This is a genomic window from Acinetobacter sp. YH01011 (genome assembly GCF_013420785.1).
Taxonomy (GTDB): domain Bacteria; phylum Pseudomonadota; class Gammaproteobacteria; order Pseudomonadales; family Moraxellaceae; genus Acinetobacter; species Acinetobacter towneri.
In genome coordinates this window covers 32,365-51,567 of record NZ_VOYG01000003.1, presented here as the reverse complement: position 1 = coordinate 51,567, position 19,203 = coordinate 32,365, and the positions used below count along the sequence as shown (strand labels likewise).

17 protein-coding genes and 1 pseudogene are annotated in these 19,203 nt (G+C 41.3%); 7 read left to right on the top strand and 11 right to left on the bottom strand.

Annotated features, from left to right (window positions below; translation table 11 throughout):
* Positions 1 to 128: 128 nt before the first annotated feature.
* The 7 genes and pseudogenes from FTT78_RS02855 to acnD all read right to left on the bottom strand — a co-directional run bounded on the left by FTT78_RS02855 (position 129) and on the right by acnD (position 6,280).
* On the bottom strand, positions 129 to 842 hold the full coding sequence (locus FTT78_RS02855) for an SIMPL domain-containing protein (protein ID WP_004972399.1): 714 nt from the start codon (positions 840 to 842) through the stop codon (positions 129 to 131).
* A gap of 119 nt (positions 843 to 961) precedes the next feature.
* Positions 962 to 1,209: pseudogene (locus tag FTT78_RS02850) on the bottom strand (DUF6868 family protein).
* Between the two features lie 564 nt (positions 1,210 to 1,773).
* Entirely contained in the window at positions 1,774 to 2,346 is a 573-nt protein-coding gene (locus FTT78_RS02845; RefSeq protein ID WP_136144743.1) for a DUF4126 domain-containing protein, read from the bottom strand.
* 107 nt (positions 2,347 to 2,453) lie between these two features.
* Entirely contained in the window at positions 2,454 to 2,597 is a 144-nt protein-coding gene (locus FTT78_RS02840) for a hypothetical protein (protein ID WP_096901556.1), read from the bottom strand.
* A gap of 130 nt (positions 2,598 to 2,727) precedes the next feature.
* The gene (locus FTT78_RS02835) at positions 2,728 to 3,147 is read right to left on the bottom strand and encodes a type II toxin-antitoxin system VapC family toxin (protein WP_136144745.1); all 420 of its coding nucleotides are present in this window, start codon (positions 3,145 to 3,147) and stop codon (positions 2,728 to 2,730) included.
* A complete protein-coding gene (locus tag FTT78_RS02830) occupies positions 3,147 to 3,377 on the bottom strand; it encodes an antitoxin (protein ID WP_004972406.1) in 231 nt (76 codons plus the stop codon). Before FTT78_RS02830 ends, FTT78_RS02835 begins: the two co-directional genes overlap by 1 nt.
* 296 nt (positions 3,378 to 3,673) lie before the next feature.
* A complete protein-coding gene (gene acnD / locus FTT78_RS02825; protein WP_096901558.1) occupies positions 3,674 to 6,280 on the bottom strand; it encodes a Fe/S-dependent 2-methylisocitrate dehydratase AcnD in 2,607 nt (868 codons plus the stop codon).
* A gap of 256 nt (positions 6,281 to 6,536) precedes the next feature.
* Between acnD and FTT78_RS02820 the strand changes: the two genes are divergently transcribed.
* Together FTT78_RS02820 and FTT78_RS02815 are read left to right on the top strand one after the other, a co-directional pair.
* Positions 6,537 to 7,259 carry a folate-binding protein YgfZ gene (locus FTT78_RS02820; protein WP_004972410.1) on the top strand — a complete coding sequence of 241 codons (723 nt, stop codon included), beginning with the start codon at positions 6,537 to 6,539 and terminating at the stop codon, positions 7,257 to 7,259.
* A gap of 186 nt (positions 7,260 to 7,445) precedes the next feature.
* On the top strand, positions 7,446 to 8,252 hold the full coding sequence (locus tag FTT78_RS02815) for a tetratricopeptide repeat protein (protein ID WP_131260788.1): 807 nt from the start codon (positions 7,446 to 7,448) through the stop codon (positions 8,250 to 8,252).
* Between the two features lie 103 nt (positions 8,253 to 8,355).
* Here FTT78_RS02815 and FTT78_RS02810 read toward each other — a convergent pair whose 3' ends face one another.
* Positions 8,356 to 9,288 (bottom strand): AEC family transporter, encoded by a 933-nt coding sequence (locus FTT78_RS02810; protein ID WP_180043563.1) that lies wholly within the window; start codon positions 9,286 to 9,288, stop codon positions 8,356 to 8,358.
* 124 nt (positions 9,289 to 9,412) lie between these two features.
* Complete coding sequence (locus FTT78_RS02805) at positions 9,413 to 10,549, bottom strand: NADH:flavin oxidoreductase/NADH oxidase (protein WP_180043561.1); 1,137 nt, start codon at positions 10,547 to 10,549, stop codon at positions 9,413 to 9,415.
* A gap of 379 nt (positions 10,550 to 10,928) precedes the next feature.
* Here FTT78_RS02805 and mutM point away from each other — a divergent pair, with 379 nt between their 5' ends.
* Both mutM and FTT78_RS02795 read left to right on the top strand, forming a co-directional pair.
* Entirely contained in the window at positions 10,929 to 11,789 is an 861-nt protein-coding gene (gene mutM, locus FTT78_RS02800; RefSeq protein ID WP_004972419.1) for a bifunctional DNA-formamidopyrimidine glycosylase/DNA-(apurinic or apyrimidinic site) lyase, read from the top strand.
* Positions 11,786 to 12,064, top strand: a complete 279-nt coding sequence (locus FTT78_RS02795; protein ID WP_004972420.1) for a peptidylprolyl isomerase — start codon at positions 11,786 to 11,788, stop codon at positions 12,062 to 12,064. The genes mutM and FTT78_RS02795 overlap by 4 nt, the downstream gene beginning before the upstream one ends.
* Before the next feature lie 91 nt (positions 12,065 to 12,155).
* On the opposite strand, the gene mscL is transcribed toward FTT78_RS02795, so the two are convergent.
* Together mscL and typA are read right to left on the bottom strand one after the other, a co-directional pair.
* Entirely contained in the window at positions 12,156 to 12,590 is a 435-nt protein-coding gene (gene mscL / locus FTT78_RS02790; RefSeq protein WP_004972423.1) for a large conductance mechanosensitive channel protein MscL, read from the bottom strand.
* A gap of 199 nt (positions 12,591 to 12,789) precedes the next feature.
* Positions 12,790 to 14,628 (bottom strand): translational GTPase TypA, encoded by a 1,839-nt coding sequence (typA, locus tag FTT78_RS02785; RefSeq protein ID WP_180043559.1) that lies wholly within the window; start codon positions 14,626 to 14,628, stop codon positions 12,790 to 12,792.
* A 172-nt stretch (positions 14,629 to 14,800) separates the two neighbouring features.
* Between typA and FTT78_RS02780 the strand changes: the two genes are divergently transcribed.
* From FTT78_RS02780 to FTT78_RS02770, 3 genes are all read left to right on the top strand, one after another.
* Complete coding sequence (locus FTT78_RS02780) at positions 14,801 to 16,171, top strand: uracil-xanthine permease family protein (RefSeq protein WP_004972426.1); 1,371 nt, start codon at positions 14,801 to 14,803, stop codon at positions 16,169 to 16,171.
* A gap of 65 nt (positions 16,172 to 16,236) precedes the next feature.
* On the top strand, positions 16,237 to 17,274 hold the full coding sequence (locus FTT78_RS02775; RefSeq protein WP_131260729.1) for a methyltransferase: 1,038 nt from the start codon (positions 16,237 to 16,239) through the stop codon (positions 17,272 to 17,274).
* The gene (locus tag FTT78_RS02770; protein ID WP_096901564.1) at positions 17,271 to 18,734 is read left to right on the top strand and encodes an amino acid permease; all 1,464 of its coding nucleotides are present in this window, start codon (positions 17,271 to 17,273) and stop codon (positions 18,732 to 18,734) included. Before FTT78_RS02775 ends, FTT78_RS02770 begins: the two co-directional genes overlap by 4 nt.
* Positions 18,735 to 19,203: the final 469 nt, after the last annotated feature.

Here is a 19,203-nt window from a genome sequence, read left to right as displayed (position 1 = left end):
GCGGGCAAAATATCAAGCACAGCCCGAACTGTCAATTCAGTCGGGCGATGTACTTTTTAGTGTAAAGATTTAGATTTTAAATTGGCTGAGTCTGCCAAGCTTAATCTGTCAAACTTAGTCTGCGAAACTTAGTCTGCTAAATAGTATTCCACCGTAGACACCACACGTACTTTTTTCAAATATGGCGTGTTGCTGTCACGATCTTCAATACTAAATACACCCTGATTGGCTGATTTAATTTTACCTAGACGACTGTCAGAATCTGCGGCAAATTTTTCTGCAACACTGCGGGCATTTTGTGTGGCTTGCTCAATCATGGCAGGTTTAATGTCATTTAGTTGTGTATATAAATATTCGGTACGTTGCCCGTAATCTTCACCACCAAAGGCAATTCCATTTTTGCCTAAATCGACCAAACGGCTTTGTGCGCTGCGCACTTTATCAATATTTTTGGTATAGACCGTAATGGTTTGATGTGCGGTATAACGCAAAGCAACATTGCCATCGCCACCATATTGCTGGGCGTATTTATCGGTAATTACAGGAGCAGCAATGGTGATTTCTTCAGGACTAAAACCTTCATTTTTTAAAAAGTTTTGAATCTGGGATGTTTGGCTTTGCATGGTGTCGTACAGCGCGGCCAAGTCTTGACTGGCGGTACTAAAACGAATTGGCCACACCGCGACATTGGCTTTTACTTCACGTTCAGACAAACCTTTGACTGAAACCACACGCTCATATTGTTTAATTTTGAGTGCGCTATTGCCCAATATCCAACCTGCGAGCACCATTCCCAAACAAATTAGACCGCCTAAAATCAATGCAGGTTTAAATTGATTCATGTTTGCCAACTCCTCAAATTGCGGGCTTTTCGCCTCTATTTCAATGACCGTGTGTTTTTAATGTACTGTCTAAAGTGGTTGTTTCTATGCTTTTCGATGCTTGTTTATAGAGTTTTAAATTAAGGTCGCATCATATACAGCGCAATGAGTGGCGCAATATTCAATAGCAATACCCCAATTAGACTGCCATGCCGCCATAATGAATGGCATCAAAACTTGCATCTGACAATTTGAACCATCTGCCATGTAACTGTCGCAGCCAGTCATGCGCGAAAATCACCACCACAAACCACAGCATTAAAATGGCATAGTTAATCAGTGCGCAGGTCAGTAATAAACGACACCAAAAATCGTAATCAACACTCATATCACACCTAATTAGATGTAGATGATTATTGCAAATTAACAGATTTGAATGAAAAATTTGATGGGAGTTTTGTAGCAGAAAGATGGTTTAAAATTCATTTAAGCTTTTATTTTGTCTGGATTTTATTGTCTTGATCTTGTTTTGTTTTTTATATTTTTAACAATATTCTTTAGGGTGTTAGGGAAAACAACTGTGGTTTACTTCAACTATCATGCTGGATAAGCCATGATCTTATAGCCTATAAACTTCTGGTTTATAGCGTCCTAAGCCGAATCGAGACCTTTTGGGTAAGTACTACACGCACGTTGTACGCAACTGGTAGCAATCTACTCTTTTCGATCCCCATCACACCCTTGAGATATATAGTAGTGATTTGAGGATGGGATTGTTTCCCCGTAATGATTTTATTTTGATTAATTTTTAAAATTTTTATCACTTTTTAAGTCATATTTTAAAAAATTTTCCAAATAGACATTTTTTATGCACTTAAATCATCAAATAAAGCTCAAATATTAAATTTATTACCACACTTATTTTTAAAATATTTTCAAACTGACCACAAACCTATGTGGAGGATTCAACAACTTTCTTTTTTCCTCGAATCCAGCGAATTGCCCAAATTAAGGTCAGGAGCACCACAAAAACCACCAATACAGGCACAATGAAGGACAACACTGAAAGTACGGCAGCCCCAATCCACTCTCCTGTAGAAATCACAGGATTTGCAACACCGCCTGTGGTTGCGGTTGATACACCACGTGCCGCAACTGTACTCATTTGCACCACACCTGCTGTTCCACCACCGACAATAATGGCAGAAGCCCAACTGGCAAATTGCGACATTTCGCCACTGCTTACAGCCATTGTGGTGAGTGTACCTGCAATCATGGCGGCAGGCGTTGCAACGGTATCGAGTAAGTTATCAACCCACGGTACATAATACGCAGCAATTTCACTGATTGTTGCCACGGTCAAAGCCAGACAAACAGCAGGCATCGCCAACCATTCAAAACCTTTTAAGGGTTCAAACCAACCCATGAGCGCGGCAACACTCATAACCAATATAGGTACGAAAACCCGAAAACCACTGGCAGCACTTAGCCCAATGCCGACACATAAACCGAGTATTGTTTCCATGTTGTACCTCATTGCCTTGGGTTTTCTTTAGGTAAAATAGCAAAAAGCCCCATCGGGTGATAGGGCTTTAGATTAAAAACAGGATCAGCTGTTTTAAGTCGTGTAGCTTAGGCAACCTTGTTGTTATATTCGGTGCCATGGCATTTGGTACACGGTGGTAGACGGTCTGTACCAATTTCTAAGTAAACGCGATGCCCGCATTGGACACAAAAATAGAAGCCTGTTCCTGGTTTATCACCTGCAGTTACCATCTTTGTTCTCCGTGTGGTTTAGAAATGGTCAATCCAGTATATCTATTCTGTGATGATTGTCTATTGTCCATTTTGACGGGTGATGAGGGCAGTTAGGCAAAGGATGATTTTTATAAAAAATCTAACTCACTTACAAAGGATTAGATACCCAGTTTTCGACTTTTAATCCATCGACACGAGTAAATTCTTTTTCGTTATTGGTGACCATGACCCAATGATTTGCACGTGCATGTGCTGCTAACCATAAGTCATTTGCGCCAATGATCTGCCCCTTAGATGCAAAGTTCTGGCGTATTTCTGCATAATGGTGTGCAACATTTTCATCCAATTCAACCACTTGAATCATTGATGTTAATTCATCTATGACTTTTAAAGCCTTTTCTTTATGTTGACTTTTTTCTGCACCAAAACGTAATTCTCCCAACGTAATGACAGAAATTAATATATTTCGATGCGGAAGATGTTTTTCAAAATACTGACGCACAATTTCAGGTTGGTATTTAATAATGTAAATACAAATATTTGTATCTAATAAATATTGTACTTGCATTAGAACATTTCCCGTTCTTGAGGCGGCAGATCTTCTCTTTCATCTGCATAAAAGTCATTTGGCATTTGGGATAACGCTTTAAATAACCGATCTACCGTGACTGGTTTTTCACGAAGAATCACTTCATCACCACGACGAAAGATTTCAACTTCTTTGCCTTCAAAGCGAAATTCTTTAGGCAATCGAATGGCTTGACTTCGTCCTGTCATAAAAACTTTTGCGGTAGTCATTGGGCTACTCCATCGTTTTTGATACATATCTTATGATAGGTATTTATTGGGTGTTTTTCAACCAAATAAACTTCTACTTTTAAATTTTATTGTTTTTGATAACTGCTGATTTTTTGAATGAAAGATACTTTTTAGAAAATTAAGTTAGGTTTACAAGGAGTTTGCTGTTTAATTCACAATATATTCATCTTCCAAAAAAAAAAGACCTCACTTAACAATGAGGTCTTTTCTCAACAATAATCATTCTCTAACATTTCTTTAAAGAAGAAAAATTAAAGAAGATTCTTAAAACATCATCAAGCCACATTCCCTTCCAAGAAATCCTGCGCAAAGCGTTGCAATACACCGCCCGCCTCATACACAGATACTTCTTCTTCGGTATCTAAACGACAAGTTACTGGCACTTCAATTGTTTGGTTTTTACCATCATCCGTTGAACGCTCAATCACCAAAGTCAAAGTCGAACGTGGCGCAATATTACCAATCACGCTATAAAGTTCCGTACCATCCAAACCTAAAGTTTTACGGTTAACACCCGCTTTAAACTCAAGTGGCAATACGCCCATACCCACCAAGTTGGTACGGTGAATACGCTCAAAACCTTCAGCCACAATCGCTTCCACACCCGCAAGACGCACGCCTTTTGCAGCCCAGTCACGGCTTGAACCCTGACCATAATCTGCACCCGCAATAATAATTAACGGCTGCTTACGGTTCATATAAGTTTCAATCGCTTCCCACATACGCATTACTTCGCCTTCTGGCTCAACACGCGCTTTAGAACCTTGCTTAATTGTGCCGTCTGAACGTACCACCATTTCATTAAACAATTTCGGATTCGCCAAAGTTGCACGCTGTGCAGTCAAATGATCACCGCGATGCGTTGCATAAGAGTTGAAATCTTCTTCTGGCAAGCCCATTTTTGCCAAATATTCCCCTGCTGCCGAGTCTAAAATAATCGCATTCGATGGAGATAAATGGTCTGTGGTGATGTTATCGCCCAAAATTGCCAACGGACGCATATTGGCTAAAGTACGTGGCGCAGCCAATGCACCTTCCCAATATGGTGGACGGCGGATATAAGTACTTTGTGGACGCCAGTCGTAGAGTGGACTTTCAGATTTTTCCGACTCTCCCAAATCGAACATTGGAATGTACACTTGGCGGAATTGTTCAGGTTTAACCGATTCTTTCACCAAAGCATCAATTTCAGCATCAGATGGCCAAATATCTTTCAGATAAATCGGGTTACCATTTTGATCTGTGCCCAAAGCATCTTTTTCGATGTCAAAACGAATCGTTCCTGCAATCGCATAAGCCACAACCAACGGTGGCGATGCCAAAAATGCTTGTTTCGCATACGGATGGATACGACCATCAAAGTTACGGTTACCCGACAGCACAGCAGTCGCATACAAGTCACGGTCAATAATTTCTTGTTGAATCGCTGGGTCTAATGCACCAGACATACCGTTACAAGTAGTACATGCATAAGCGACAATACCAAAACCAAGTTTTTCTAAGTCTTTCAGTACGCCTGCTTCTTCCAAATACAATGCAGCCGCTTTAGAACCTGGTGCAAATGATGATTTCACCCAAGGCTTACGCACTAAACCTAACTCATTGGCTTTACGTGCCAACAAACCTGCTGCTACAGTATTACGCGGGTTTGAGGTATTAGTACAAGAGGTAATCGCAGCAATGATGATGGCACCATCTGGCATTAAACCATCAGTACGGTTTTCAACCACACCTGCAATGCCTTTTTCTTTTAAGTCTGCAGTTGAAACACGCGCATGCGGATTCGATGGGCCTGCAATGTTACGAGTTACTGTTGAAAGGTCAAAACGTAATACACGTGGATACTCTGCCTGTGTCATTTCAGATGCCCAAAGACCAATTTCTTTAGCATAAGTTTCAACCAGTTTGACCTGATCTGCCTCACGACCTGTTAAGGTTAAATAGTCGATGGTGTTTTGATCGATGTAGAACATAGCGGCAGTTGCACCATATTCAGGTGTCATGTTGGAAATCGTGGCACGATCCCCCACCGACATGCTATCTGCACCTTCACCAAAGAATTCTAAATATGCACCGACCACACGTTCTTTACGCAAAAACTCGGTTAAAGCCAATACGATGTCCGTTGCCGTAATACCAGCCTGACGCTGACCGACCAACTCCACACCAATAATGTCTGGCAGACGCATCCAAGAAGCACGACCCAACATCACGTTTTCAGCTTCAAGACCGCCTACACCTACAGAAATGACACCCAAAGCATCGGTATGTGGTGTGTGTGAGTCTGTACCCACACAAGTATCTGGGAATGCAATGCCTTCACGGTTTTGAATGACTGGTGACATTTTTTCCAGATTAATCTGGTGCATGATGCCGTTGCCTGCAGGAATCACATCAACATTTTCAAATGCAGTTTTCGTCCATTCAATAAAGTGGAAACGGTCTTCATTACGACGATCTTCCACTTCACGGTTTTTACGGAAAGCATCTGGGTCAAAACCGCCATATTCCACAGCTAAAGAGTGATCGACAATTAACTGGGTAGGTACGACAGGATTCACTTTAGAAGGATCGCCACCTTGATCGGCAATTGCATCACGTAAACCTGCTAAGTCAACGAGCGCAGTTTGCCCCAAGATGTCGTGACATACCACACGCGCTGGATACCACGGAAAATCATGCTCTTGTTTACGCTCAATCAATTGTTTTAAAGATTGTTCTAAAATTGCAGGATCACAACGGCGCACTAACTGTTCTGCAAGTACTTTTGAGGTATAAGGAAGTTTGGCATAAGCGCCTGGCTGGATATCTTCAACGGCTTGTCGCACGTCATAAAAATCGAGCTGAGTGCCTTGCAGTGGTTTGCGGTAGTTGTTATTCATCTGGTATTCGCCCTTACTCTATTGTTCTCAACATCTTATGGGATGATTGTTTCCACCCGTCGAAAGCATTGTACGCTGCCAAAAACCCATTTCCCAAATCCTATATATTTCATACACTTAAATATAAAAACAGGGGTTTTTGAAACATTTAATTACATTTTGAGTAAAATTCTTGCCCTAAAAATGCTTTTTTTTGAAAAATAGCGCAAAATTGACCTCATTCTTTAGTCTTAGATTTCAATGTGAAAGGTTATTCATGCGCGATTTAGCTTTCAGTGCTTTAAGTTTAAACGGTGTCGATGCACAAAAATTCCTGCAAGGTCAGGTAACAGTCAATGTCGAAACATTAGCTGAAAATACAACCTGTTATACCGCAATTTGCAGTTTAAAAGGACGCGTTCAGTTTGGCTTCTGGCTTAAAAAAATCTCGTCCGAATGTTTTGAAATCATCAGCACAGCCGACCAAGCCGAAGATTTAGCCAAACACATTAAAAAGTTTGGTGCATTTTCAAAAATGCAGCTTGAAACCATCGGTACGGTTTACCCAACCATTCAGGGCAATCAAACTGAATTTTCAGCTGAAGTGACTGATTTAAACGCATGGCAACTACAAGCGATTGAAACAGGTCAGGCATGGATTCAAGCCTCAACAGCAGAAGTGTTTCAACCGCAGGAATTGCGTTTGCATCAACGAGATGGCGTGCATTATGACAAAGGCTGTTATTTGGGTCAGGAAGTCGTGGCACGTTTATGGTTTAAAGCCAAACCAAAACATTGGTTGCATTTAATTCAGGGTTCAGGCGAAGCACCTGCACCTGCCGCCAAACTGAATAATGATGTGGAAGTGGTGAATAGCATAGCGACTGCAGAAGGTTTTAAAGCGTTGGTGGTTGCCAAACCAAGTGCTTTGGAAGAGTTAGCTGTACAAGTATTGGCTTTGCCTGAACATTTGAATGGCGATGTTGCACGTCCGCAATAAAATAGATTCCACCCGCTCAGGTTAAGGGAGTCGCAAGATTCCCTTCAAATGACAATGAAAAAGCATTCGTACACATTTTTTATATTTACATTCACACTTTTCAACTTATGATGAATGCACCACTGTAAAAACAAAACGCACATCAACGGAATGATGTGTAAAAGAGAACAAGGTACAACTCAAATGATGAAAAAACTACTCATTGCGGGTGCAATCGCCCTATCTAGCAGCATCAGTATGGCAAATAGCAACATTCCAACCGATCCTGCTTTTGCCAAAATTGAACAATTAATTCAAGCCAACAAGGTTAAAGATGCCTATCAGGAATTAGAAAAGCTTGCCAAAACAGGCAATGCGCAAGCCATGTATAACTTAGGCTATTTGACACAAACTGGACAAGGCACAGCAAAAAATGAAAAGAAAGCCATTCAGTTGTATGAGCAATCTGCCCAAAAAGGCTACCCTGTTGCGAGTTATGTTTTAGGCAAAAACTATCTTACTGGCGCACTGGGTTTAAAACAGGATGCTGCTAAAGCCAAACAATATTTACAGACGGCATCCAATCAGGGTTTTAATGATGCCACAGTCGATTTAGCCGTTTTATATTTCTCGGAAAATACGGCAGCATCTGACCAAAAAGGTTTAAAACTATTACAACCTTTAATTGCCAAAGATCATTATCAAGCCATACATGCAAAAGCCTTGTACGAAATTAGCACAGGCTTTAAAAACAAAGATGAAGCACCAATTAAGCAAGGGCTGCAAAGCATTCAAAACTTGGCGCAAAAGGGTTATATTCCTGCACTCATGGCAGTGGGCAATATGTTTGTGAATGGCAATATCGTGCCGCAAAACTTGCCTGAAGCGAAAAAGATTTTTGCCTCACTGGCACAGGAAAATGTAGCGCAAGCCAAAGAATCATTGGCTGTGGTTGAAAAAATGATGGCAGATCAAGCCAAAGCTTCCAACAAGGCAACCGCTAAGAAAAGTTAAGATAGTTTCTTTATAAAGGCTATTAATCAGAGAAATTTTAAAAAAAGTCTGTATCAGCATGGTACAGACTTTTTTTTATGATTTGAGCACTTCGATACCGTTGCTATAAATACTTACCCGATTGTGTCAATAAAATCGCCACCATCACAAAACCAAAAACTGTACTCAACACCAAGGGGGCTAAGGCTTTTTCATGTAAACCATAGTGCTGCCCGAAAATACCAAAGGCAATTGGCATTGGTAAAGCCGCAAGCAAAGTCCCGACAAATAGCATTTCTCGGTTCACATCTAATGCCCATAAAATTCCAAAAATCGTGAGTGGCATCAGCAATACTTTGAATGCAACCAAAACAATACTTTGCAAATTCAACGACTTGATTTGCATGCCGACCAAACTTCCACCAATCACAAATAAAGCCAAAGGTGAAGCAGTTTTGCCCAACATTTCCAGCACTTGTGCAATAGCTTGCGGCAGTTTGAAATTCAACAATACGCACAGCATACCCAATAAAATAGATAAAATTACTGGATTTTTCAGTAAACGCTGCACAGTTTCGGCATACACCTGCCAACCTGATTTCGCTGAAGATTGTAGCCCTCGTTCTGCCAAAATCAGCATCAAAGCTACAATAATTAAATTTTCGACAATTAAAGTTAAAGACAAATAAATTGCCGATTGACTGCCAATCAATAAAGTCAAAATAGCAGTGCCAATAAACCCTGTATTTGACATTGATGCACCCATTGCCAATACACTGGCATGAGTCAAATTTGAATTAAAATAATGCCGATACAGTAAAAAGGCACAGATAAACAGCAGAATAGAACCGCCACCGTAACCTAAGAAATAAGCAGGATGCCAGATTTCTGACAAACTTTTACTGGCCAATGCCTGCAATAGAAATGCAGGCAACGCCACTTTCATGACAAATTGACCTAGAAACTGAATCGCACTGGTTTCAATAAATTGGCTTCTGACGGCAAAATATCCCAACAGCACCACAGCACAAATGGGAAATAAAATACTCAGTAACACCCTGACATCCTTTTTCAGTGTTGCCCATGATCGACATGGTTTTTACTGATTTACCTTACACCGAATCTCCCTATAAAGCACGGCAAAATAGTTTAAGTTTCACTTATTTTAAGCAGATAAAATATTAGGATTCCACTTCCGTATCTGTGGATTTAAACGGCGCAAATAAAGTACGAAACCCATGCGGCTGACAGCGCAAATATTGCGGGGCAATCTCAATTTTTTCACCCAATTCTGCCGCAGCATGCCATGGCCAACGAGGGTCATATAAAATCGCACGTGCGATCGCAATCGCATCGGCCTGTTCATATTGCAAAATACCTTCTGCCTGCATCGCTTCGGTAATCAAACCCACCGCAATTACAGGAATTTTTACAGCTTGCTTAATGGCATGTGCAAATGGTGTTTGATAACCCGCATGTAAATCAATTTTTTGATCGACATGCAAACCACCGCTCGACACGTGAATATAAGCCGCACCTAAATGCTCCAGTGCTTTTGCCAAACCTACTGAAGATTCCACATTCCAACCCTCTGCATCATCCATCCAGTCTGTTGCAGAAATTCGCACCCCAATTGGATAGCCTTGTGGAACAGCATTTTGAATCGCTTGAAATACTTCCAATGTAAGGCGAATCCGATTTTCCAAACTGCCGCCATATTCATCTTGGCGGTGATTAGACAATGGCGACATAAATTGATGCAATAAATAGCCATGTGCGGCATGAATTTCGATTAAGTCAAAACCTGCATCCACCGCTCGTACTGCGGCGCTGGCAAAGTCTGCAATGACCTGTTGAATTTCATCTTGCGTTAAAGCATGCGGTGGATGTTCGTGCGATTGAAATGGCAACTCACTGGCCGATACCGTCTGCCAACCATGTTCTTCATTCGGTGCAAACTGTCCTATGCCCTGCCACGGTTTATCGGTTGAAGCTTTACGACCCGCATGTGCCAACTGCACAGCAAATGGCATAGGCGATATACTTTTGACTTTATGCAATAGTGCTTTCATCTGCGCACGCTGCATGTCATTCCATAAGCCTAAATCTGCATAACTAATACGTCCTGCTGCCTGCACTGCCGTGGCTTCTACAATACACATCCCTGCGCCCGACAAGGCATAATTGGCCCATTGCTGCTCATGCCAATAGCTCAATTCACCTTGTTCATTGGCAGAATATTGACACATCGGAGCGATAATAATTTTGTTGGCAAGTTGCAGTGATCCAAATTGAATCGGCTGAAAAAGTAACGTCACGCTGCACGCCCTCATATTGTGCGATTACACTCAAAATGTAACCTGATCAAAGATAATTTGAAGTTAATTCATCCATGCCAACATTGTTGTTTAAAGCAATCATCCACTTTAAAGCAGGCTACATTTTTAAGATGGCGGGATGAATCTATTTTCTGAAAATTTGAATTAAAACTAACTCAAATGATGCAAGATACTCAACATAAAAAGTATTTTATTTATAACGTGTTGTATCATTTTTGCAAAGACAGCATTTTACTGCACACAGAATAATTTTGCGGTACTTGGCAATGACTTGTATTCTGCCAATCATCCCCTATATTAAGTGCATCAGTTTTAATGCTTCCGCCCAATTACCTTATTCTTTGATCAAAAGCGTCCCATGCCAGAATTACCAGAAGTTGAAACTACCAAAACTAGTCTATTGCCGCTACTTGATCAAAAAGTCCTGAATGTAGAAGTACGTCAAGCCAATTTACGCTGGCCCATTCCAGAAAACCTACATAAACTCACAGGACAAAAATTACTGCAATTGACCCGCAGATCCAAATACATTCTGGCGCAATTTGAACAGGACAGCATGTTGTGGCATTTAGGCATGTCGGGCAGTTTTCGTCTTTGCGATGCGCAGGAAGATTTACGCAAACACGACCATTTGATTATTCAGTTTGAAGATATACAATTGCGCTACCACGACCCACGTCGCTTTGGCTGTATTTTATGGCTAAATGAAAGCTCTCAACGCAAACTGATAGATCCACTTGGCCCTGAGCCGTTGAGTGATGCCTTTAACCCCGACTATCTTGCACAGAAGCTCAAAAACAAAAATGTTGGCATCAAAGTTGCAATTATGGATAACCATGTCGTGGTGGGTGTGGGCAATATTTATGCCACGGAAAGTCTGTTTAATTTAGGTATTCACCCTGCACAACCTGCATCATCACTCAGTTTGAAACAGATTGAAAAACTAGTGCTCGAAATCAAACGCATTTTAAAACAAGCGATTGATTTAGGCGGTTCGACCTTACGTGATTACAGCAATGCGATGGGCGAAAATGGCTATTTCCAACAAACCTTGTTGGCGTATGGACGTGCAGGTGAAATGTGTGTGAACTGTGAAACCACACTAGAAAATTTAAAACTGGGCCAACGTGCCTCGGTATTTTGTCCTGAATGTCAGCCTTTGAAAAAAGTACTCACTTCGACTAAAGCTGCAACAAGCAAACGAGGTAAAAAAGTATGAGAACCGCTATTGTGCGTCATATTTTAGTGAAAGATAAAGAAACCTGTGAACAACTGAAAAAGCGGATTCAATCAGGTGCTGATTTTGCCAAAATTGCCAAACAATTTTCGACCTGCCCTTCAGGAAAAAAAGGTGGGGAATTGGGTGAGGTCAAAAAAGGACAATTGGTACCCGTGATTGATAAATTAGTGTTTACCGCAGCAGAACGCGTACTACACGGCCCTGTAAAAAGTCAGTTTGGTTTTCATTTGGTAGAAGTAAAGTTTCGGATGTAATTTTTATGCCTTCAGCGCCTCTCCATCCTAGAGAATAGGGTGCAAACAAACGGCGCATAAAGCGCCGTTTGTTTTGATTGCGTATTAAAAATTATTGACGTTTTTTCAATTCATCACGAATTTCACGTAGCAACGCGATATCTTCTGGCGTTGCTGCTGGTTCTGGCGCTGCTTCTTCTTGTTTACGGCGCATACGATTAATCATTTTCACCATTAAGAACACCACCCATGCCAAAATGATGAAGTTAATTAAAATCGTAAGGAAGTTACCATAGGTCAGGACATTTACACCTGCTTTGGTTAACTCATCTAAAGACTGTAAATTGTTTGGGTTATCGCCCAAAACAAAGAACTTTTGTGTGAAATCCACACCACCGCCAGTGATCACAGTAATCAATGGCATGATGATATCTTTCACTAATGAGTCAACAATTTTACCAAATGCCCCACCAATAATCACACCGACAGCCAAGTCGATCATGTTACCTTTTACCGCAAATTCGCGGAACTCTTGAATAATACTCATTTAAATCTCCAGTTTTTTTGACTTTAATTTATGTGACGAAGTATACATTAATTTTATAGCTTCATTTCCACGTAATTTACTCGGAAATCATCTGCTTTTATATATTGGTTTGCTAATTTTAAACAAAAAATGCCATCAATAAATTGATGGCATTTTTAAATTTTGCTGCCCCGCATGAGGACAACATCATTTTTAAAACTTATTTACCAGAACGGTTACGTTTACGTTCGTTTTCAGTCAACCAGCGTTTACGGATACGGATTGACTTAGGTGTTACTTCAACTAATTCATCATCTTCAATAAATTCAAGCGCTTGTTCAAGCGTGAATTCAATTGCAGGTACCAATGTCAACGCATCATCAGTACCAGAAGCACGTACGTTAGTTAACTGTTTCGCTTTAGTTGGGTTAACTGTCATGTCGTCTGAACGAGAGTTAATCCCTACGATCATACCTTCGTAAACTTCTAACTGAGGTTTAGCAAATAGACGACCACGGTCCTGCAATGTGAACAATGCATAGCCAAGGCAAGTACCTTGAACCATAGAAATCAACACACCGTTTTGACGTTTCGCAACTTGACCTGCTTTCATTGGGCCATAGTGTGAGAAGCTTGACGTCATGATACCCGTACCAGAAGTCATGGTCATGAATTCAGAACGGAAACCAATTAAACCACGTGAAGGCACAGTGGCTTCAATACGGATACGACCTTTACCGTCTACTTCCATATTGGTCATCTCACCTTTACGGTTACCCATTTGTTCCATCACAGCGCCTTGGTGCTGTTCTTCTACGTCAAAAGTCACGTTTTCGTATGGTTCTTGCATTTCGCCATCAATCTCTTTCAAGATGACTTGCGGACGAGATACACCCATTTCGAAGCCTTCACGGCGCATGTTTTCAATCAATACAGAAAGGTGAAGCTCACCACGACCAGATACTTTGAAACGGTCTGGACTGTCAGTATCTTCTACACGAAGTGCAACGTTGTGAATTAATTCGCGGTCTAGACGTTCACGAATGTTACGTGAAGTCACGAACTTACCTTCTTTACCCGCAAAAGGTGAGTTGTTGACTTGGAATGTCATCGATACGGTTGGTTCGTCTACAGAAAGCGGCGGTAAAGCTTCTACATTTTTCGGATCACAAATCGTGTCAGAAATATGTAATTCGTCCATGCCTGTTACACAAACGATGTCACCTGCAGATGCAGATTCGATGTCGATACGCTCTAAACCGTGGTAACCCATGATTTTTAAGATACGACCGTTACGTGTTTTGCCTTCTTGGTCAATCACGGTTACAGGTGTATTCAATTTCACAGAACCACGTTGAATACGACCCACACCAATCACACCCACGAAACTATTATAGTCAAGTGAAGAGACTTGCATTTGGAATGGACCATCAACATCAACTGCTGGTGGCTCAACGATATCTACAATTGTTTGGAACAACGGTGTCATATCTTCCGCTAATTCGTCTGGCGCAGGACCAGCAACACCACGTAAGCCTGATGCATATACGATTGGGAAGTCTAATTGGTCATCGGTTGCACCCAAGTTATCAAACAAGTCAAATACTTGATCAATAACCCAGTCTGGACGCGCGTTTGGCTTGTCTACTTTGTTGATGATCACGATTGGCTTCAAACCGCGTGAGAACGCTTTTTGCGTTACGAAACGTGTTTGTGGCATTGGACCTTCTTGTGAGTCAACCAAAAGAAGTACGCAATCCACCATCGACATTACACGTTCAACTTCGCCACCGAAGTCGGCGTGTCCCGGGGTGTCCACAATGTTAATGCGGTATTCAGTATCAGTACGTTTGTCTAACCATTTGATTGCAGTGTTTTTTGCAAGAATGGTAATACCACGTTCACTTTCAATAGCGCCTGAATCCATGACACGCTCAATCTCGCCCGCTCGTTCACCGAGTGCGCCCGATTGTTGTAAAAGTTTATCCACAAGAGTTGTTTTTCCGTGGTCAACGTGCGCAATAATTGCGATGTTGCGGAGAGTTTTAATATCAGACATTTAAATTCAATACGCTATAAATTTGAGGGCAAATTATACAGAAAAATACTAAAGTTTTATAGTGACACTTTATTGACACACACAATTTTTTTTGATGAGTGGCGTGCTTTGGGTTTTGTAAAGCTGTGTAACTCGATTAGAATAGCGCCACTTTTGCAATTTTTTATGACTCATGTCTGATTTAAACCACTCTCCCCACCCAAAAGACCAGCTCGATTTGGTCTATGGTCTGAATGACCGTCCAAAACCATTCATCGCTTTTTTAGCAGCTTTTCAGCATTTACTGGCAATTATTGTTCCAATTGTCACACCAGGTCTCTTAATTTGCTTGGCTTTAGGTGTTTCCAAACAAGATACCAACATGATCTTGTCAATGTCTTTGGTCATTTCAGGCATTGCAACCTTTTTACAATGTAAAAAAGTCGGCCCTTTTGGTGCAGGTTTGCTCATTGTGCAAGGCACCAGTTTTAACTTTATTGGCCCAATCATTGGTATTGGCTCTGCTATGGTCGCCGCAGGCACACCTGTTGAATCGGTCATGGCGGCAATTTTTGGCGTGGTCATTGCAGGTTCGTTTATTGAAATGGGCGTATCGCAAATTTTACCGTGGGTCAAAAAGCTGATTACCCCATTGGTCACTGGTATTGTGGTACTTCTCATTGGTTTGACCTTAATTAAAGAAGGTTTAATCAGTATGGGCGGTGGCTACCAAGCCATGAGCAATAATACCTTTGCCAATACCGACAACCTGATTATGTCGTGTACCGTCTTGGCAATTATTATTATTTTGAACCGCATCAATATCACGTGGATTAAAAGCTCTGCCATTTTAATTGCCTTGGTGATTGGTTATGCAATGGCAGGCATGATGGGTCATCTCGACTTTTCAGGTCTGAAAGATGCGCCTCTGGTACAAGTGCCGACTCCGATGCATTTTGGACTGGATTTCTCTTGGAGCTTATTCATTCCATTGGCATTTATTTATTTGGTGACGTCATTAGAAGCCATTGGTGATATTACCGCGACCTCTAAACTCTCCAATCAACCTGTCGATGGCCCACAATGGATGCAACGCATTAAAGGCGGTGTATTGGTAAATGGCGCTAACTCATTCTTGGCAGGGATTTTCAACACCTTTCCAAGTTCAGTATTTGCCCAAAACAATGGCGTGATTCAACTCACAGGTGTTGCTAGCCGTTATGTTGGCATCTGGATTGCAGCCCTCCTCATCATTTTAGGCCTGCTCCCTGCGGTCGCAGGTGTGATTCAGGCTGTGCCTCAAGCCGTATTAGGTGGTGCTGTGATGGTGATGTTTGGTGCTGTTGCCGCTTCGGGAATCAATATTCTTTCAGGTGTCGCTTTAGATCGTCGTGCCTTGCTGATTATTGCAATTTCATTGGGCTTAGGTTTAGGTGTTGCACAAGTGCCACAAATTCTGGAACACTTACCTGAATTATTCCGTAATATTTTCAGTTCAGGCGTTGCAACAGGCGGTATTGCAGCACTCATTTTAAATATTGTGCTTCCTGAAACTAAAAAGTAATTGCATGTCCAAAAAACACTGTCTGAGCTGAACTTAGACAGTGTTTTTCTATTGGAGAGAGAACCATGAACCCCCAAAGCGAAGTTTTACTCAGACAATACGACTATTTGTCTGGTCGCGTTCTACTGATCAATGCCCCGACCGATCAACTCCTCGCAGAATTGGGTGACTCAATCCAAGCTTCTGTTTGGACATGGAATTTTAACGACTATCAATACTTTCAAAATCAACAGGCACAAGTGCATTTTGGTGCAGAATTGCCTGTCGGTGAATTTGATCAGGCTGTTATTTTTGTACCGAAATCTAAGGAACTGCTCAATTACCTGATTCACACCATTGCCGCACAACTCCCACAAGGCAGCAGCGTATTTTTAGTCGGTGAAAAGAAAGCAGGAATTGAACGGGCTGCAAAGCAATTACAACCTTATGGCAAAACACTCAAACTAGATAGCGCCCGCCACTGCCAACTATGGCAGCTGATTTTAGACTGCAAGGTTCAAACTAAAACCTTAGCAGATTGGGCGAAAAACTATACAGTTGCTACACCTAAAGGCGATTTACAGATTTGTGCCTTGCCGGGTGTATTTAGCCAAAAACACTTGGATGTTGGCACGGCTGTATTACTGCCTTACTTGAATCAGGTTACTGCTGGAAAAATTGCAGATTTTGGCTGTGGCGCGGGTGTGATCAGTGCTTACTTAGCCAAACTTAACCCTGAAAATCGTATTTTTGCTTTAGATGTCGATGCCTTTGCTTTAGCGTCAACGCTAATGACGTTTGAAAAAAATCAGCTCAATCCACAACAACTTGAAATTAAAGCCGTGACAGGCGTTGAAGATGCACCGCTATTTTTGCATGCCATCGTGAGTAATCCTCCATTCCACCAAGGCATTCAAACACATTACGATGCCAGTGAAAACCTGTGTAAAACTTCACGTCGTCATCTGAAATCGGGTGGTGAACTTTGGATTGTGGCCAATCGCTTTTTGAATTATCCACTCTTAATTGAACAAAGTTTCGGTCAATGCACAATCAAGGCAGATCAACAAGGCTTTAAAGTGCTGTTTGCTAGCACGCAGAAAAATACAAAGGAAGTAGGATGAGCGACTCACACAACAGTAGAAAACTGCAGCGTAAGCTCGGTGCGCGTCATTTAAACATGATCGCCATTGGTGGCTCAATTGGTACAGGTTTATTCCTTGCTTCAGGTGCGACCATTGCCAATGCAGGTCCTGGTGGCGCCTTGCTTGCGTATGCCCTCATTGGTGTGATGATTTATTTCTTGATGACCAGTTTAGGGGAACTTGCCACCCACAATCCAACCTCTGGGGCTTTCTTTACCTATGGCAGTAAATATGTCGAAGGTGGTTTCGGTTTTGCACTAGGTTGGAACTATTGGTACAACTGGGCTATTACCGTGGCATTTGAATTGGTTGCGGTGCAATTCATCATGAAATTTTGGTTTCCTGATATTCCTGGCTTTTACTGGAGTGCATTATTTTTAGCGGTGGTTTTCGCAATTAACGCATTAACCGTCAAAGGTTTTGGTGAGTCTGAGTTCTTCTTTTCTTTGGTCAAAGTACTTGCGATTGTGGCATTCATCATTATCGGTATTTTTATGATTGTCAAAATCATGCTCAACCCTGATGTTGCTACATTTGCCAATTGGAGCAAAGGCGAAGCGCCATTTGTAGGTGGATTATCCGCCTTAATTGGGGTAGCAATGATTGCAGGATTCTCATTTCAGGGTACAGAAATGGTGGGGGTTGCTGCGGGTGAATCTAAAAATCCTAAGAAAACCATTCCTATTGCAATCAAACAAATCTTCTGGCGTATTTTATTGTTTTATATCGTGTGTATTTTCATTATTGGTACCTTAATCGCCTATGATGACCCACGTTTACTTCAAGCAGCCGCCACCGATAACATTGCGCTCTCTCCGTTTACTTTATTGTATGAACAGGCAGGCTTTGCCTTTGCCGCAAGTGTCATGAATGCAGTAATTTTAACTGCGATTCTTTCTGCCGGTAACTCGGGTATGTATTCATCGACCCGTATGCTATTTGATATGGCACGTAAAGGCAGTGCTCCAAAAGCTTTTGCCCGCTTGGATGCTCGTGGCGTCCCAATGAATGCACTGTATGCCACAACAGCAATCGCTGCACTATGTTTTTTAACAACATTTATCGGCGAAAAACAAGTATTTAACTGGCTTCTGAATATGTCAGGCATGTGTGGTTTTATCGTTTGGCTCGGAATTGCTGTATCGCATTATCGCTTCCGTAAAGGCTATTTGGCACAAGGCTACAAACTTGAAGATTTAGATTACCGCGCTAAATTTTTTCCTTTTGCGCCATGGTTTGCCTTTATTTTGTGTGCAATTGTCGTGTTAGGGCAAAACTACCAAGCAGTTCTCGAAGGTGAATGGCTCGCAGTTTTATCGACTTATATTGGTATTCTTTTGTTCTTGGTCATTTGGTTAGGCTATAAATGGAAACACAAAACTAAACTGATTGCATATCAGGATATGGATGTGAAACCACTACACCCTGATCATGACTAAAATAAATCTTCTTCTGTTATGCTTCATTTGAGAAGCTAAGATTCTAAAAACAGCCAACATTTGGCTGTTTTTTTATGGCGTAAATTTAAGACAAATTCTATTTTTAAAATATTTTTGTTATCAATATTACGGCGAGAGATCACGCCACAAACTGCTCAATGTTGATTTTATAGTCGCTAAACAACGACTTGATTGACTGATGGACAACCAGTCCATGTATCTTGTTTCAAAATTTGATCTGGGGCACCGCTTTGGAGTTTTTAAATGAATTGACGATAAACTTGATATAAAAATTCGGCTTAGTTTACAATTCAACAAACCGAAATATTAAGCACCGTCAGCCTCTACCTTATTTACTCATTATTCTAAAAATCATACTTTTACAATATTTTTTAAACGTATTGAATGTAAATCATTTCAGGCACTTTCTAATCCAAACACCTCATAAAAAAGAAGTATAAAAAAACGA